This window comes from Scleromatobacter humisilvae (genome assembly GCF_023231945.1).
In the GTDB taxonomy this organism is placed as follows: Bacteria; Pseudomonadota; Gammaproteobacteria; order Burkholderiales; family Burkholderiaceae_C; genus Scleromatobacter; species Scleromatobacter humisilvae.
Genome location: NZ_JAJLJH010000012.1, coordinates 63,277 through 75,743, shown reverse-complemented (window position 1 = coordinate 75,743; position 12,467 = coordinate 63,277). Strand labels below are relative to the sequence as shown.

14 protein-coding genes are annotated in these 12,467 nt (G+C 70.2%); 4 read left to right on the top strand and 10 right to left on the bottom strand.

Annotated features, from left to right (window positions below; translation table 11 throughout):
• Positions 1-40 precede the first annotated feature (40 nt).
• The 4 genes from LPC04_RS25920 to LPC04_RS25905 all read right to left on the bottom strand — a co-directional run bounded on the left by LPC04_RS25920 (position 41) and on the right by LPC04_RS25905 (position 4,163).
• The gene (locus LPC04_RS25920; protein WP_275685217.1) at positions 41-2,206 is read right to left on the bottom strand and encodes a chemotaxis protein CheA; all 2,166 of its coding nucleotides are present in this window, start codon (positions 2,204-2,206) and stop codon (positions 41-43) included.
• Between the two features lie 8 nt (positions 2,207-2,214).
• A complete protein-coding gene (locus LPC04_RS25915) occupies positions 2,215-2,508 on the bottom strand; it encodes an STAS domain-containing protein (protein WP_275685216.1) in 294 nt (97 codons plus the stop codon).
• 70 nt (positions 2,509-2,578) lie between these two features.
• A complete protein-coding gene (locus LPC04_RS25910) occupies positions 2,579-2,947 on the bottom strand; it encodes a response regulator (RefSeq protein ID WP_275685215.1) in 369 nt (122 codons plus the stop codon).
• A 34-nt stretch (positions 2,948-2,981) separates the two neighbouring features.
• Complete coding sequence (locus LPC04_RS25905; protein ID WP_275685214.1) at positions 2,982-4,163, bottom strand: methyl-accepting chemotaxis protein; 1,182 nt, start codon at positions 4,161-4,163, stop codon at positions 2,982-2,984.
• Between the two features lie 309 nt (positions 4,164-4,472).
• Here LPC04_RS25905 and LPC04_RS25900 point away from each other — a divergent pair, with 309 nt between their 5' ends.
• Entirely contained in the window at positions 4,473-5,105 is a 633-nt protein-coding gene (locus LPC04_RS25900) for a helix-turn-helix domain-containing protein (RefSeq protein WP_275685213.1), read from the top strand.
• On the top strand, positions 5,074-5,610 hold the full coding sequence (locus LPC04_RS25895) for a GNAT family N-acetyltransferase (protein WP_275685212.1): 537 nt from the start codon (positions 5,074-5,076) through the stop codon (positions 5,608-5,610). Before LPC04_RS25900 ends, LPC04_RS25895 begins: the two co-directional genes overlap by 32 nt.
• Here LPC04_RS25895 and LPC04_RS25890 read toward each other — a convergent pair.
• Entirely contained in the window at positions 5,592-6,812 is a 1,221-nt protein-coding gene (locus tag LPC04_RS25890) for an MBL fold metallo-hydrolase (RefSeq protein WP_275685211.1), read from the bottom strand. The two genes, LPC04_RS25895 and LPC04_RS25890, sit on opposite strands and share 19 nt — an antisense overlap.
• Entirely contained in the window at positions 6,812-7,774 is a 963-nt protein-coding gene (locus LPC04_RS25885; protein ID WP_275685210.1) for a D-2-hydroxyacid dehydrogenase family protein, read from the bottom strand. Before LPC04_RS25885 ends, LPC04_RS25890 begins: the two co-directional genes overlap by 1 nt.
• 172 nt (positions 7,775-7,946) lie before the next feature.
• On the opposite strand from LPC04_RS25885, the gene LPC04_RS25880 reads away from it, so the two are divergent.
• On the top strand, positions 7,947-8,495 hold the full coding sequence (locus LPC04_RS25880) for a ferritin-like domain-containing protein (RefSeq protein WP_275685209.1): 549 nt from the start codon (positions 7,947-7,949) through the stop codon (positions 8,493-8,495).
• A gap of 147 nt (positions 8,496-8,642) precedes the next feature.
• Here the strand turns inward: LPC04_RS25880 and LPC04_RS25875 are convergent, their stop codons facing one another.
• From LPC04_RS25875 to LPC04_RS25860, 4 genes are all read right to left on the bottom strand, one after another.
• A complete protein-coding gene (locus LPC04_RS25875) occupies positions 8,643-9,047 on the bottom strand; it encodes a hypothetical protein (RefSeq protein ID WP_275685208.1) in 405 nt (134 codons plus the stop codon).
• A 98-nt stretch (positions 9,048-9,145) separates the two neighbouring features.
• Positions 9,146-10,762, bottom strand: a complete 1,617-nt coding sequence (locus tag LPC04_RS25870; RefSeq protein WP_275685207.1) for a SulP family inorganic anion transporter — start codon at positions 10,760-10,762, stop codon at positions 9,146-9,148.
• The gene (locus LPC04_RS25865; protein WP_275685206.1) at positions 10,759-11,397 is read right to left on the bottom strand and encodes a ParB-like protein; all 639 of its coding nucleotides are present in this window, start codon (positions 11,395-11,397) and stop codon (positions 10,759-10,761) included. Before LPC04_RS25865 ends, LPC04_RS25870 begins: the two co-directional genes overlap by 4 nt.
• A gap of 144 nt (positions 11,398-11,541) precedes the next feature.
• Positions 11,542-11,772, bottom strand: coding sequence for a hypothetical protein (locus LPC04_RS25860; RefSeq protein WP_275685205.1), 231 nt, complete (start codon positions 11,770-11,772; stop codon positions 11,542-11,544).
• A gap of 220 nt (positions 11,773-11,992) precedes the next feature.
• Here LPC04_RS25860 and LPC04_RS25855 point away from each other — a divergent pair, with 220 nt between their 5' ends.
• Positions 11,993-12,361, top strand: a complete 369-nt coding sequence (locus LPC04_RS25855) for a hypothetical protein (protein ID WP_275685204.1) — start codon at positions 11,993-11,995, stop codon at positions 12,359-12,361.
• Positions 12,362-12,467 lie beyond the last annotated feature (106 nt).

Genomic DNA, 12,467 nt, shown 5'->3' with positions numbered 1-12,467 from the left:
GTGGTCTTCCCTGGATTGGATGTGTGAGCCTGGAGGCTTGTCATTGGCCGGCCGCGAGGCTCTCGGCGTGGCGCGCCGCGACGCTGCGGGCTTCCTGTGCCTCCTGCAGCAGCAGCGGCACGTCGAGGATCAGCGCGACGTCGCCGCTGCCGAGGATGCTGGAGCCGCTGATGCCGCGCACCTGCGCGAACATGCGTGACAGCGGCTTGATGACCGTCTGCGCCTCGCCCAGCAAGCCGTCGACGACCAGGCCGAACTTCTGGCCGGCGTGCTTGACGACGACGATGTTCTGGCGGGTCGAGGCGGTGCCCGGCACGTCGAACAGTTCGCGCAGGCGCACGAACGGCAGCACCTGGCCGCGCAAGTCGGTGTAGTCGTGTCCCGCCTCGGCGGAGAACTCCACGCACTCGTCGACCATGTCCATCGGCACGACGAACACCGACTTGCCCACCGCGACCTGGAAGCCGTTGATGATGGCCAGCGTCAGCGGCAGGCGCACCGTGACCGTGGTGCCGCGACCGGGCTCGCTCGCGATGGCGACATTGCCGCGCAGCGCCGCGATGTTGCGCTTGACGACGTCCATGCCGACGCCGCGGCCCGACAGGTTGGTGATCTGTTCCGCCGTCGAGAATCCGGGCTCGAAGATCAGCGCGTAGACCTCGGCGTCGCTCATCGCGCGCCCCGGCTCGACCAGGCCGCGCTCGATGCCCTTGGCCAGGATCTTCTCGCGGTCGAGCCCGCCGCCGTCGTCGCCCACCTGGATGACGATGCTGCCCGAGTCGTGGAACGCGTTGAGCGAGACGGTGCCGGTGGCCGGCTTGCCGCGTGCGGCGCGCAGCTCGGGCGCGTCGATGCCATGGTCCATCGCGTTGCGCACGAGGTGCATCAACGGGTCGCCGATCTTCTCGACGACGGTCTTGTCGAGCTCGGTGTCCTCGCCGCTGACGGCAAGCTCGATGTCCTTGCCGAGTTCCCGCGCGACATCGTGCACCACGCGCTTGAAGCGCGCGAACGTGCCGCCGATCTTGACCATGCGCAGCTGCAGCGCGCTGTCGCGCACTTCCTCGACCAGGTCGGAGAGCGTCGAGTTGCGCTCGATCAATTCGAGGTTGCGCGTGCGCTTCGCAACGAGGTTGGCGCCGGCGGCGGCGATGATCAGCTCGCCGACGAGGTTGATCAGGCGATCGAGCTTGTCGGCGTCGACACGCACGGACTGGCTCTCCGGCGCGCGCGTCTCCTTGACCTGCTTCTGCCTGGCGAGCGCCGCCTCGACGACCTGTGGCGCGACCTTGCCCTGCTCGGCGAGGATGGCCCCGATCTTCTGCGCGGGCGTGCTGTCCGCCTGCGAACGCAGCGCCGTCTCGAGTTCGCGCGCCGTGACGCTGCCGCAGCGCACCAGGATCTCGCCGAGCCGGCTCGGCCCCTCGGGCTGGCTGCGGATCAGCTCGATGTATTGCTCGACCTGGCTGCCGGGCGGCACGATGCGCAGCGCGCAGTCGTCGATCACGAATTCGAACACGTTCTCGATCGCGGCCTTGTCGACGGTCGTCAGGAAGCCGATCTCGAAGCCGAGGCAGCAGCCCTCCGGGTCGAGCGCGTCGAGGCCGGGGACGGCATCGGGCAGCGTGACGATGTGCTCGATGGTGCCCAGCGTGGCCAGGTAGCGGATGAACGACAACGGATCCATGCCGTTGCGCAGGACGTCGGGCCCGAACCGCAGAGACAGGTGCCAGTGCGCCGCGCCGCCCGCGGTCGCGGTCGTGGCGCCCGTCGACGCCGTTGCCGCCACTGGCGCGTCCTGTTCGACAAGATATTTCTGCAGGCGTTCGAGCAAGGCCGCGCCCTCGGGCTCCGTCTTCGGATCGGCCTGCGGCTCGCCGCGTTCGACGGCATCGACCAGGCGGCCGATGTAGTCGCCGCTGGACAACATCAACGGCACGAGCGATTCGTCGAGGCTCACGGCACCGTCGCGCACCCGGTCGAGGACGCTTTCGACGACGTGGGTGAACGTGACGACGGCGTCGAGGCCGAACAGTCCGGACGAGCCCTTGATCGTGTGCGCCGCGCGGAAGATCGCATGGATGCTCTCGCGCGGGTCGGCCTCGTCGGCGACGCGCAGCAAGGCGGCTTCCATGTCCTCGAGCAGCTCGCGCGCCTCGACGATGAAGGTGTGGAGGACCTGGTCCAGATTGATGTCGTTGGCCATCGCGTGCCTCAATGTGCGGCGTCGAAATGCGACGCGAGCTGCAAGGTCTGGAACACCTCGGCGACCGCGGGGCTGCCGCCCGCGACGCGCAGCGTGCGGCCGGACTCCTGCGCGCTGCGCCGGGCGGACATCAGCAGCTGCACGCCGGCGCTGTCCATTTCGGTGACGCCGGACAGGTCGACCTCGAACGCGCCGCCGCCAGGCACGTCGGCGAGCGCCGCCTTCATGGCCACGGCCAGCTCGGCCGCGCGGTAGATCGTCAGCTCGCCGTCGATTCGAAAGCAGGTGGAAGTCGTGCTCATCTCGTTTCCGTTGCACTTGTTGGTTAGCGAGAACTCGCGCGCCCGCATGTCTCGTTCACGCTGACCGGAGTCAGGGCAGCACGAGCTTCTGGACGACCGCGAGCAGCTGCGGCGGGTTGAACGGCTTGAGCATCCACGCCTTCGCGCCGGCCGCCTGGCCTTCGGCCTTCTTGCCGGCGGCCGATTCCGTCGTCAGCATCACGACAGGCGTGAACTTGTAGGCCGGCAGCTTCTTGATCTCCTTGACCAGCGAGATGCCGTCCATGTTGGGCATGTTCACGTCGCTGATGATCAGGTGCACCTTCTGCCCGGTGAGCTTCTTCAGCGCGTCCGCGCCGTCGCTGCCTTCGAGCACGTCGTAGCCCGCGCTGCGCAGCGAGATGCCCACGACCTGGCGCAGCGAGGCCGAGTCGTCGACGATCATGATGGTCTTTGCCATGTCGGTCTTTTCCTGGGTGTTGACTTGAACGGATTCAGAAGAAGGTGACTTCCTCGAGCTCGGCGACGGCCGACTCCGGCGAGGCCGTCGTGGCATCGCCGGCGTGCGTCGCGCGCTCGTCGGCCATCGCGTAGCTGCCCTCGAGCTCGTCGAGCAGCACCTTGGCGTCCACGGGCGCCAGCGCGCCCGAGGTGTCGAAGCGGCGCCGGCTCTCCGAGAGCAGGTCGGGCAGGCGCTCGATGTTGTGGCGCACGTGCGTCATGCGCTGGCTGACGCGGTCCTGGAACTGCAGCTGCACCAGCGACTCGACGATCTCGAGCTGGATGCCGGCGCTCTCCTGCTTGAGCGCGGCGGCCGAGGCCTCCATCGCCTCGGTCACGCCGCGGAATCGGTCCAGCACGCCGTTGATGGCGCCTTCGGAGGCCAGGGCCGAGGCGGCCTCGCGCCTGGCCGAGGCCAGCGCGGCATCGCGCGCGACGCGGATCGCCTCGCCGATCACGCCGACCTTGTCAGCCATGCGCTGGCCAGTCGCGCCCGAGAGCGCGGACAGCTTGCGCACCTCCTGCGCCAGCACCGCGAAGCCACGGCCCTCGGCGCCCGCGTGCGCGGCCTCGATGGCCGCGTTGATCGCGAGCAGGTTGGTCTGCTGGGCGATGTCGGCCACCTCGGCCGCCATCTGCTGCAGCTCGGCGACGAAGCGGCTCAGGCTCTGCACCTCGACATGCATCGCCTCGTTGCTGGCCATCGCGTCCTTGAGCGAGGTCAGCACGCCATGCAGTTCGTCCTTGCTGTGCGCGAAGGCGGCCGCGAGACCGAGGTCGCCGTCCTGGCCGGAGGCCCGCAGGGTCTGGTCGAGGCGATCGACGATGGCCGCGAAGCGCTGCGTCAGCGCCGCAACCGCGGACTCCATCTGCTGGCGCGAGTTCTCGATGTGCGCGGCCCAGACGGGCAACACGTCGCGGCCCAGCTGGTCGGTGCTGGCGAGGAATTCGGCATTGGCTCGTTGCGCGCGAACTTCACGCGCGCGCCGCAAGCGGTCGAGCGACACCCCGGCCGCGACCAGGGCCGTCGCGACGACGGCGCTCGCGATGCCGCGGCCGGACGCGAAGCCAGCGACGCCAGCGGCGAGCGCGAACGCCGTCGCCTGCCAGCGCTGCAGGAACGGTGTCGCGTCGGAAGCCGTCGTGCGGGACGGGACGTTCGGGGTGGTTGGCATGGGCTGGTTTTCGACCAGAAGCTCGCGCGCTGAAGTCCGTGAGCCAGGGTTGTTGATGGACGGATTGTTCGTGTCCGCAACGCTTTCGATGCGGCGAATACCGGTGGCTTCGAGGTACTTTCCTGTCTAGACATGACAGGTTCGAGGCGATACACCACACCGTATCGACGATTCCCCACACGATCGATCGAGAAATCCCCACAGGTTTTCGACGGCCCGGCTACCACCCATACCCGGCCTGGTATCGGCCGGGCCGATCCCTGGCCGCGACTTGACGGCGTGTCCAGCATATTGGACACTGCCTCCATCATGGAAGAGACGCCGCCCGACTCCCTCAACGCCCGCATCGCCCAGCGCGTGCGCGACCTGCGCGCGGCCGGCGGCCTGTCGCTCGAGGCCCTCGCCACGCAATGCGGCATCAGCCGCTCGATGATCTCGCTGATCGAGCGCGGCGAGAGCAGCCCGACCGCCGTGCTGCTCGAGAAGCTGGCCGCCGGCCTCGGCGTCCCGCTCGCCGCGCTGTTCGACGCGCCGCAGCCGTCGGCCAGCCCGGTGGCGCGCGCGGTCGACCAGCCGTCGTGGCGCGACCCGCACTCCGGCTACGTCCGGCGCAACGTCTCGCCCAGCGGCGTCGGCTCGCAGATCCAGATCGTCGAGGTGACGTTTCCGGCGAAGGCGCGCGTGTCGTACGAGACCGGCCCGCGCGAGCCGGTGATGCACCAGCAGGTCTGGGTCATCGAGGGCGCGATCGACATCACTGTCGGCGACGAGCGCCATCGCCTCGGCGCCGGCGACTGCCTGGCGATGGTGCTGGACAAGCCCATCACCTTCCACAACCCGCACAAGGCCGCCGCGCGCTACGCCGTGGTGCTGGCGTCCATGCCCTACCCCTTGCCATTCCGGAGATCCCATGGCGAGCAGCGTCCCAGCCTCTACCCTTGACGTGCGTCGCGCCACGTCCGTCAGCGACGCCGAGATCGAGGCGCTGGCCGACGTGCTGATCGACTGCGTCGACGGCGGCGCATCGGTCAGCTTCATGCTGCCGATGACGCGCGACAAGGCGCTCGCCTTCTGGCGCAGCGTCGCCGACGGCGTCGCGCGCGGCGAGCGCGTGCTGCTGCTGGCCGAGGACGCGCAAGGCATCGTCGGCACCGTGCAGGTGATCCTGGCCCAACCCGAGAACCAGCCGCATCGCGCCGACGTCGCCAAGATGCTGGTGCACCGGCGCGCGCGCCGCCAGGGCGCGGGCGCGGCGTTGATGCGCGCGGCCGAGCGCGAGGCGCTCGCCGAGGGCAAGACCCTGCTGGTCCTCGACACGGCCGACGACACCGCCGCCCGTCTCTATGCGCGCCTGGGCTGGCAGGCCGCCGGCACGATCCCGCGCTACGCACTGTTGCCCGCGGGCGGCGAGTGCGCGACGACGTATTTCTATCGCTCGCTGACCTGAGGCGCCGCCGGACACTGCGGCAGCGCGACGCGATGGCTGTCGACGCCATCGGTGGTCGCGACGATGGGCTTCTGCGCCGCGGTCGCCCAGCGCGCATCCGGCCACCAGCGCGTCGAGTCGCCCGGCTTCAGCGCAGTCGGCTCGATGGGCTGGCCCGGCCGCGGCGTGAGGACGGGCATGTCGCTGCAGCGCGCGGCCGCGAGCACACGCTCGACCGGCTCCGTCCAGCCGTGATGCGCCAGCCGGAACAGCCCCCAGTGCACCGGGATCAACGCCTTCGCGCCCACGCGCTGCGCCGACAGCACCGATTGCTCGGGCCCCAGGTGCCAGTCGGGCCAGTCGGCGTCGTACTGGCCGGCCTCGATCATCGCGACATCGAACGGACCGAAGCGCTGGCCGATCTGGGCCATCGCGTCGAACAGGCCCGTGTCGCCCGAGTAGTAGACGCGGTGCCGCGCGCCCACCAGCGCGAAGCCGCCCCACAGCGTCTGGTCGCTGCGCCCGCTCACGCGCCCGGACGCGTGACGCGCGGGCACCAGCGTGAGCGCGAGCGCGCCCACGCGCGCGGGTTGCCACCAGTCGAGTTCGACGATGCGCTCCGGCGCGATGCCCCAGCGCTGCAGGTGCGCGCCGACGCCCAGCGGCACGATGAAGACGTTCTTCCACGATCGCATCGCGACGATGGTGGGCCAGTCGAGATGGTCGTAGTGGTCGTGCGAGATCAGCACCGCGTCGACCCGCGGCAGGTCGTCCAGCGCGATCGTCGGAGGATACCAGCGATGCGGGCCGATCCAGTCGACCGGCGAGGCGCGCTCGCTCCAGATCGGGTCGGTGAGCAGGCGGACGCCGTCGATCTCGATCAGCATCGACGAATGCCCGAACCACGTGACGCGCAGGCCGCTGGCGGGCGCGATGGCCAGTGCCGCGGGATCGGTGCGCGCGACCGGCACCGGCGCGACCGGCTCGACGTCGGGGCCGCCCGTGAAGGCGCGCATCAGCGCGTCGCGCATGTCGCTCCACATCGGCTGCGGGTTCTGGAACTGGTCGCCCCGCCACTCGGGCGACTGCCGCATGCGCGCCAGGCGCTCGCCGCTGGCGTGCTCGCCGAAGGACTGGCAACCGGCGAGCGTCAGCGCGATCGCCGCGGCCAGCGCCCCCGCCACGCCCAGCGCGATGGCGGCGGCGCGACGTCCCCGCCCCATCAGCCGGCCTTCGCGCGCTCGGCGAGCCAGGCGTCCACGGCCTTGACGGTGTCGCCGAAGAAGACGCGATACAGGTCGTCGGCCACGTAGCCGATGTGCGGCGTGCCCAGCACGTTGTCCAGCGAGCGGAACGGATGGTCGGCCGGCAGCGGCTCAATGTCGAAGACGTCGAGCGCGGCCATCGCGATCTTGCGCGAGGTCAGCGCCGAGACGAGCGCCGCCTCGTCGACCAGCGGCCCGCGCGAGGTGTTGACGAGCAGGCTGCTGGTCTTCATCAGCGCGAGTTCGTCGGCGCCGATCAGGCCGCGCGTCTTCGGGCTGAGCACCATGTGGATGGTCAGCACGTCGGACCTGCGCAGCAGGTCTTCCTTGCTGACCGCCGTCGCCCCGCGTTCGGCCGCGCGCTCGGGCGTCATGTTCGGACTCCAGGTCAGCACCTTCATGCCGAACAGCCCGCCCACCTCCGCGACCGCGCCGCCGACGCGCCCGAGTCCCAGCACGCCCAGCGTCTTGCCGGCCAGGCCGACGCCCACGCCCTGCTGCCAGCCGCCGCGCCGGAACGCAAGGTTCTCGGCGACGATGTGGCGGCTCGCCGCGAGGATCAGCGCCCAGGTCATCTCGATGGTCGGTGCCGACGTGTAGCCGGTGAACGCGACCGCGACGCCGCGCTCGGCGGCCGCGGCCGTGTCGATGGCCGCGTTGCGCGCGCCGGTCGACACGATCAGCTTCAGCCTGGGCAGGCGTTCCAGCGTCGCGCGCGGAAGCGGCGTGCGCTCGCGCATCACGCACAGCACCTCGAAGCCCTTCAGGCGTTCGACGACGGCGTCGGTGTCGGCGAGATGGTCGTTGAAGACGGTGACCGCGGCGCGGCCGTCGAGCGCCGACCAGTCGGCCAGGCGCAGCGCGGCGCCCTGGTAGTCGTCGAGCACGGCGACGGTGACGGGCTTGTTGCTGGAACCCATGGACGTTCTCCTGCCTGTGATGCGGCCGACTGTAGTCGCAAGCCCGGGGGCGCGTGCGGCCACGGTCTTGCGGCAAGCCCTGCGGGGCGCACGTCGCGTACCCGGGGCGCCGCGTGGCATCCCGTTTGCCATGGCGGAGCAGATCAACTCCCCTCACCCAAGAAGGCCAGCCATGTCCGATAAAACAAGCGCGCAGCACGTCCCCCTGAAGCTCGATCAGGGCGCCCTCGACGCCGCGAAGAACAACCTCGAGAAGGGCGCGATCACGCCCGCCTACGGCGGCGAATGGCGCCAGGACATCATCAAGCTCCTCAACGACTCGCTGGCCACCGAGCTCGTCTGCATCATGCGCTACAAGCGCCATCACTTCACCGCCAAGGGCCTGGCGTCGCCGGCGATCGCCGAGGAGTTCCTGGTCCACGCGAACGAGGAGACGGAACACGCCGACATGATCGCCGAGCGCATCGTGCAGCTCGGGGGCGAGCCCGACTTCAACCCCGCGTCGCTGCTGCAGCGCAGCCATGCCGACTACGACGAGTCGAAGGACCTGAAGGCGATGATCCGCGCCAACCTCGTCGCCGAACGCGTCGCGATCGAGGCCTACACGCAGATGGCCCGGCTGATCGGCGACAAGGACTCGACGACGCGTCGCATCATCGAGCACATCCTGTCGCAGGAGCAGGAACACGCCGAGGAACTGAGCGACTGGCTGGACAAGTAAGCCGGCGCCGCACCGCGACAAGGCTCCCGCGGGAGCCTTTTCCACGTGCCGCGCCAGCGCACGCAAGAAGGCCCCGGGATCTCGCGATCCGCGGGGCCGTTGCCTTCGCGGCGTCGACGGCGCGAGGCCGTCGTCCGCCGCAAGGTCTTACTTGGTCACGGCGTTGATGTCCTGCGTTTCCTGCTTGTGGATCAGCTTGGCATCGGCCTTGTCCTTCTTTTCCTGCGCGCGCGCATCCGCCTCGCAGGCGCGCTTGACGGCGCCATCGGTGCTGACCTTGCAGTCGGCCTTGTTCAGGTCGTGGTTGGCCTCGGCGATGTTCTTGCGCGCCTTGTAGTCGGCCGTGGACATGATCTTCGCGTCCTTGGCTTCCGAGTGCGACAGGCCCGGGGCGGGCACGAGCTTGGTCTCGGTGGTTTCGGTCGTCACCGTGGTGGTGGTGGTGGTGCCGGGCGTGCCGGGGGCCGGCGTGTCGGTCGTCTGGGCGTAGGCGCCCATGCTGAGCGTGGCGGCGGCTGCGGTGGCCAGGAAGGTGGCGAGAGACTTGTTCATTTGGTGTTCTCCAAACATTGAAACGACCCCCACTGTCGGCAATCGAGGGTCCCGCCGGCCGCCGCCGGGGGCTTGGAGCGTCCGTATGCGGCGTTGGCCTACACGAGCGACGACACCGCGTCGTCGACGCTGCCGGCCTCGAGCCGGGTGGACGCCTGCCCGGCCATCGCGCGTTGCAGCAGCTCGAGCACCGGGTCCTTCAGCCGCGCAAGCACCGTGATGCGGCCCGCGGCGCCCTGCTCCGCCGTGAACGCGGCCAGGGCCTCGATGGTGGTGCCGTCGAGATCGGGCGTCTCCTCCAGGCTCAGCACGAAGGCGCGCGGGGCGTTCTCGGCGATGCGGTGCCGCATCTCGGCGAGCATGCGCTCGACGTTGGCGAAGAACAGCGGCGCCTCGGGCCTCAGGATCAGCACGCCGGGCACGGCGACGACGCCGTCGTGCGCCAGGTTGAGGTAGTCGTGCCCGCCACCCTTGCGGCCCAGCTGCGAGATGCGCGGCTCCGACAACCCGCGCAGCGTCATCGCCAGGCTGATCGCGATGCCCGCGAGCAAGCCGTTCAACACGCCGAGCGCGACCACCGCGACCGCCGCCGCCACCACCACGAAGCGATCGCGCCGCCACGCGAAGTACGGCCTGAACGCGGACAGCGACAGCGTGTGCGACACCGCATGGATCACCACCGCGGCCAGCACCGGCTGGGGCGTCAGCTCGATCCACGGCAGGCATGCCAGCACCAGCGCGAGCACGACGAGGCCGGCGATCCAGGCCGACTTGCGGCTTGTCGCGCCGGCCGCCTCGTTGGCCGCCGTCGCCGAGAAACCCGCGCCCACCGGCAGTCCGTGGATCAGGCCGGACAGCAGGTTCGACACGCCGAACGCGAACAGGTCGCGGTTCGGATCGACGGCGTCGCCATGCTTGAACGCCATCGTGCGGATGGCGCCGTAGCTCTCGGCGAAGACGAGCAGCACCAGCGCGAGCGACAGCTCCGCGAGGCTGATCCACTGGCCCTGCGACAAGGCCGGCAACGACGGCGCCGACAACGCGAGGTCGATCCTGCCGACCACCGCGACGCCGCGCGCGCCCAGGCCCAGCGCCTGCGCCGCGCCGATGCCCGCGGCGATCACCAGCAGCGCGCCCGGCAGCTTGGGCAGGCGTGCCAGCAGCTTCAAGGCGACCAGCGACGCGAGGCCCAACGCCATCGCGCTCCAGTTCCACTGCGGCAGCGCGGCCAGCAACTGCCACGCGAAGGCCGGCGCGGTGCCGGCGTCCGGATGCGTGCTCGTGAGGTTGGGCAGCTGCTTGAGGATGATCACCAACGCGAGGCCGAACGAGAAGCCCCGCAGCACCGGCTTGGAGATGAAGCTGCAGATCGAGCCGAGCCGCGCCGCGCCCGCGGCGAGGAACGCGAGGCCGGTCGCCAGCACCAGGCCCGCGGCCAGCGCGGCACGCAGCGCCGCGTCGTGCCCGGCGAGCGACAACGTCGCCGCGCCCAGCACCGCGGCGGACGACGACGTCGCCGACACGATCGCGAAGCGCGAACGCCCGATGAAGCCGTAGACCAGCAGCCCCGCGAACAGGGCCAGCACGCCCGCCTGGGGCGGCAGGCCCGCGATGCCCGAATAGGCGACGGCTTCCGGCAGCAGCAGGCCGGCCATCGAGACGCCGGCGACCAGATCGGCCGCGACCCCGCGTCGCGTGTCGTCGGCCGCCGTCATTTGCGCGCGTCGGGCGGCACCACCATCACGCCGCTCCATCCCGGCAGGTAGCGCGCCAGCGGGCTCTTGGCCAGGCCCTGGGCCTCGCGCAGCGCGACGTCGATGGTCTTGCGAATCTGCGCGCGCGGGATGTGCGGCCGCAGGTAGTCGGCCCAGAGGAACTCGGCGAACGGCGAGGTGTCCTTGGCGAAGCCGCCGGCGCTGCGCAGCATGCCGGCGAGGCTACGGTGCGGGTCGTCGACGAGATCGGTGATGCGCGCCGGGATGTCGGTGTAGGGGCGGCGCTTGCCGGTGGCGTCGAACGGATGCACCCAGTTGCGCTGCTCCATCACGCGCCAGAAGATCGTGGGCGCGAGGTAGGACAGGTCGTCCAGCACCATCAGCTTGACGCGCTCCACGCCTTCCTCGTGCAGCGCGAGGCCCAGGTGATGGTGGTCGACGATGTAGCTGCGCCCGCGCGGCCCGAGCACCGCGGGAAACCAGTGCGAGGCCAGCAGCTGCTTGCGATCCTTCTTCGACAGTCCGCCCCATTCGCGCCGCTTGAGCGCCACCTCCGCGAAGCCCGCGGTCATCTGCGTGGGGTGGAGATCGAGCAGCTTGGCGTCGACGAAGTGGTGGTGCGTGGTGGGCGACATGGACGCGACGAGCCGCGTCCCCGAAAGGACGAAGCCCCGGAGTTGCGGGGCTTCGATTGTGAGGCCGAGCCATCGAATGGCCGACGCCCGCCTTTCATGCGACTGAAGCGGCGCGCACGCGTCACGCGCGCGCGCCGCGCGAGGTCAGCCGAAGAAAATCTGGAAGATGTCGGGTTCGCGCACCTCGCGCATCACCAGGCCCGGCAGCACCTCCTGGAACGGGCCCGAGGGCTCGACCACGTCCAGCTCCGACGGCATGGTCTCCAGCCATGCGGGCTGGGCGCGCGTGCGGCGGTGGCCCAGCATGTTCAGCAGCGAGGGCAGCAGTTCCCACTCGACGCGAGGGGCGGACGAAGAAGTCAGTTGCTTGTTCATGGTGGCGACGGCTGGTGGGGGCGGCAGAACCGCGATGAGCCGTTATCGTCAGCTCCCTGCGCGGCTGTAACGAGTTGATGCACGCGGCGTGACATCTGCACACATGGATGAGCTCAAGGGCGCGGATTCAAGAACGCTTCAGCTTCGCGAGGCGTTGGGCCTTCAAGGTCCGGGCCGCAGCGGTCGATCAACGACAACCCTCTGTCTCCAGGAGTTGCCCATGATGATTTCACCGGCCGGCGCGAGCGACCCGTACGCCGCGGCCGCCGCCTTCGACCGCCAACTGCGTTCCTCCAGCAGCGACCCTGGCGACGCCGCGCCTGGCAGCAGCCTGGTCGCCGCCGGCCCCGACGTTGTCGTGACGTTGGGCAAGGGCACGCCACCCGGCTCGTCGACCTACGATGCATCCGGCAGGATGTCCAACGGCCTGACGCTGGACCAACTGGGCGCGAACGCGCCGGACTCGCTGGCGAAGGCCTCCGAGTCGGATGGCGACGGCGGCGCGGCCAGCCCGTCGAACGCCGACGCCGCATCGGTCGATCCCGCCACCGCCGGCGACGTCGACCAGGACGCCACCGTCGCGGCCTGACGCCCGGGCCCCGCCGCCAAGCCCCGCCGTTCGCAGGAACCGCGGGGCTTTTTCCAGTTCTCTGCGTCGGCGACCCACCCGATGGCGACCTGCCTCGGCCTGAATC

Coding starts and splice junctions, on each gene's coding strand:
- LPC04_RS25920 (WP_275685217.1), bottom strand. CDS start 2,206: ATGGCCAACGACATCAATCTGGACCAGGTCCTCCACACCTTCATCGTC.
- LPC04_RS25915 (WP_275685216.1), bottom strand. CDS start 2,508: ATGAGCACGACTTCCACCTGCTTTCGAATCGACGGCGAGCTGACGATC.
- LPC04_RS25910 (WP_275685215.1), bottom strand. CDS start 2,947: ATGGCAAAGACCATCATGATCGTCGACGACTCGGCCTCGCTGCGCCAG.
- LPC04_RS25905 (WP_275685214.1), bottom strand. CDS start 4,163: ATGCCAACCACCCCGAACGTCCCGTCCCGCACGACGGCTTCCGACGCG.
- LPC04_RS25900 (WP_275685213.1), top strand. CDS start 4,473: ATGGAAGAGACGCCGCCCGACTCCCTCAACGCCCGCATCGCCCAGCGC.
- LPC04_RS25895 (WP_275685212.1), top strand. CDS start 5,074: ATGGCGAGCAGCGTCCCAGCCTCTACCCTTGACGTGCGTCGCGCCACG.
- LPC04_RS25890 (WP_275685211.1), bottom strand. CDS start 6,812: ATGGGGCGGGGACGTCGCGCCGCCGCCATCGCGCTGGGCGTGGCGGGG.
- LPC04_RS25885 (WP_275685210.1), bottom strand. CDS start 7,774: ATGGGTTCCAGCAACAAGCCCGTCACCGTCGCCGTGCTCGACGACTAC.
- LPC04_RS25880 (WP_275685209.1), top strand. CDS start 7,947: ATGTCCGATAAAACAAGCGCGCAGCACGTCCCCCTGAAGCTCGATCAG.
- LPC04_RS25875 (WP_275685208.1), bottom strand. CDS start 9,047: ATGAACAAGTCTCTCGCCACCTTCCTGGCCACCGCAGCCGCCGCCACG.
- LPC04_RS25870 (WP_275685207.1), bottom strand. CDS start 10,762: ATGACGGCGGCCGACGACACGCGACGCGGGGTCGCGGCCGATCTGGTC.
- LPC04_RS25865 (WP_275685206.1), bottom strand. CDS start 11,397: ATGTCGCCCACCACGCACCACCACTTCGTCGACGCCAAGCTGCTCGAT.
- LPC04_RS25860 (WP_275685205.1), bottom strand. CDS start 11,772: ATGAACAAGCAACTGACTTCTTCGTCCGCCCCTCGCGTCGAGTGGGAA.
- LPC04_RS25855 (WP_275685204.1), top strand. CDS start 11,993: ATGATGATTTCACCGGCCGGCGCGAGCGACCCGTACGCCGCGGCCGCC.